The sequence below is a fragment of the Nocardia arizonensis genome, from assembly GCF_001310275.1.
Taxonomy (GTDB): domain Bacteria; phylum Actinomycetota; class Actinomycetes; order Mycobacteriales; family Mycobacteriaceae; genus Nocardia; species Nocardia arizonensis.
Genome location: NZ_LGYZ01000016.1, coordinates 1 through 2,636 on the forward strand (window position 1 = coordinate 1; position 2,636 = coordinate 2,636).

The 2,636-nt window shown below is 70.3% G+C and carries 2 protein-coding genes; both read right to left on the minus strand.

The window, feature by feature from the left end:
• Positions 1 to 1,187: cutinase family protein (locus APZ21_RS02965; protein WP_054811653.1), on the minus strand; the 1,187-nt coding region annotated here is incomplete at its 3' end.
• Entirely contained in the window at positions 1,184 to 2,095 is a 912-nt protein-coding gene (locus tag APZ21_RS02970; protein WP_022567151.1) for a hypothetical protein, read from the minus strand. The genes APZ21_RS02965 and APZ21_RS02970, both read right to left, overlap by 4 nt.
• Between the last annotated feature and the right edge of the window lie 541 nt (positions 2,096 to 2,636).

A 2,636-nucleotide genomic window follows, 5' to 3' on the forward strand; every position in this document is an offset into this window, starting at 1 on the left:
GTCCCGTTCGCGGCGTAGCCGGTGTGGCGGGCGGGAATGTCGGTGTAGCGCAGCAACACCGCAGGATTGATCAGGTCCGCGTTGTCGGACACGAGCTGGCCCCACGCGGCCGACAGTCCGGCCGCGAGCGGCGGCAGCGTGGTCAGCGGGTTACTGGCGACGGTGGCCGTGATCTCGGCCCAACGCGCGGTCGCGGCGGCTGTCTCATCTGGGCCCGGTGCCGGGGTGCGGGAGTCGGCGGCATCGATGAGCCGCTGCGCCAGACTCGCCGCGGGCACATACGCGACGGTGCCGGGCCCAGTCTGAAAGTCGTTGAGCACCAATGAGGTCCAGGCGTCACCGAGCGCGCCCGACAGCAGGTTCTGGATGGATCCGACGGCGGCGATGGGGTCGCGCAAGTCGGCCTGGGCGGCGAGCTGGGCGGCGATCCGAAGCAGGGCGGCGTGGTCGGGTGCCGCGCAGCTGAGATCGCCCTCGACGCAGATGTCGGCGACCCGGCCGGTGAGCGCCCCGTAGTCGACACCGGAGGTGGTGGCGATCCCGCCACCGGAGGCGACGGCGGTACTCAGGTTCACTCGCGACACCGCCGCGCCGCTCGTGCCGGGGGCCGGGTCCGGGCTCGTCTGCCCGGGGCGGCCCGCGATCACGGGCGAGCCCGGGGCACGGTCGGGGTCGGAGTACAGGATCACCGCGGCGACTCGCGCAGCCGCCACAGGGCCTTCCCCGGCCCCCACCATCTGCGCGAACCCCGAAGCGACTTGCGCGCCTTGGGAATAGCCGACGATCGCCTGGGAGGTCCCGGGGCAGATCGCAGCAACACGCTCGGACTCGGACAGGAGTGTGTTCAGTCCCGCACTGGCCGAAGCCGCGTACGGGGCGGTGCCGCCCCCGGTGCCCGGTGCGCCGCCGAACGACGCTGGATAGCTGATGTAGGAGCGCGCCACCAGACTCGGGTCGTCGGCGGCGACCGGGCCGAGCAGGTGACCGAGCATCCCGGAGTCGGCGGTCTCGGACGCGCCCGGTGAGGACTCGGACGTGCCCTGCACACCGAGGACCCACAGGGCCGGGCAGCTCAGGCCGACGAGCTCGGGTTGCGCTGTCGCTGGGCCCGCGTTCGTGGGGCCGAGGGCAGCGACGAAGGTGGCGGCGGCGACGGTTGTGGTGGTGAGCAGGCGTAGGCCGGTCATGGCTGCCCGACCCCCACACCCGCGCCGAAGCCCGCGCCGACCGTGCCACCGACAAGTGCGCCCAGCGCGGCGGCAGGCGCACCTGCCACCACCGCGCCAGCAGCGGCCCCGGCCGCGGCACCCAACGCGGTACCGGCGACGCCGGAGGTGATGGTGCCGATCACCGGCACGGCGATCACCGTGCCGAGCGCAGCTCCGGCGATGCCGCCGATTGTTCCTCCGGCGAGCCCGCCGACCACGGCACCGACAGCGGCGGCGGGAGCACCGGCGAGTGCACCGCCGATCGCTCCCCCGGCACCGGCCCCGGCGACGGTGGCACCGGCGACCCGGTCCGAACGCCCGGCCGGGAGGCCGACGCTGTCGAGGAAGGTAGCGGCCTGGGCTTCGAGGTCGGCGGAGACGTTGTTGATCGTGTCGCCGACTTCCGGCGGCAGCCAGTCCGGTTCGGCAAACTGGGCTTGACCGATCCGGATCGTGTCCGGCGGCGGTTCGATCGGCGCGACCGGCTCCACCGGCTCCGGCGAGTGCAACTCCATGACGTACACCGGCGGCGCGGGAGCCGGGGACGGCTCCGGACGCGGAGCCGGGCCATTGCGGATCTCGGGCGGTTGTTCCTGGTAGACGGTGGGTTCGGGCACAGCAGGGGCCGGAGGCGGTGCGGGAGCGTCGGTTCCGGGCTGTGCCGGAGCGGTCACGCCGGGCTGGTCCGCGATCGGGGCGAGTGTCGTCATCGCGCTCGCGTTCGTAGCGGCCAGCACCATCAGCACCGGCACCGTGCTGGCAGCGACCAGGCGGCCACCCCACAGCATCCGCCCGCCATAGGTCAGACGGGAACCGCGAGCCTGCACGCAGGCACCGGCGGGATCGAGCGGCGCGGCAGCCGAGGAATTGCGTCCTGTTTTGGGCATGGCAAATCACCCCTTCGGGGGTCAGAAATAGAACTAGATGAATGGCGAATTTAGGTACTGCATTGTGCAGTACATTTCTCCGGCTCTCCCGGCTGCACGCCGCAGCCGGGAGCCCGGTGAAAGCTCTAATGAATTAGAGCTGCGAGGTCTGCCTCAGAGGTAGGGCAGCGCCAGCGCGGCGACCTGTGACGCGATGGCCAGCACGTTCGACAGCAACGACGCGCCGATGTTGAGGAACGAGACGATCGAGTACGGATCCACGAGTTTCCCTTTCGGAGGAGGTGCGGTACTCCACCATCAAAACCCCGAAACCGCCTGGTGCGCCAGCCTTTTGACAGGTAAGAAAATCGGTGCCGTTTTCCTTACCCCTGCGCAAACGCGCGGTGGCCTGCAAGGATCGGCGAAACAGGTAAGAAAAGCGTCACCAAAGAAATTTTCCGGCGGGTGTCCCGCATCGGAGAAAGGGTGGCCAGAATACTCCGCGCGCCCCTCGCGGAGGTCCGTAGCTAATTGTCAGCCAGGTCACAGTGAATGATCGGTG

Excerpts from the sequence above, each read along its gene's own strand:
- APZ21_RS02970 (WP_022567151.1), bottom strand. The coding sequence starts at position 2,095 with ATGCCCAAAACAGGACGCAATTCCTCGGCTGCCGCGCCGCTCGATCCC.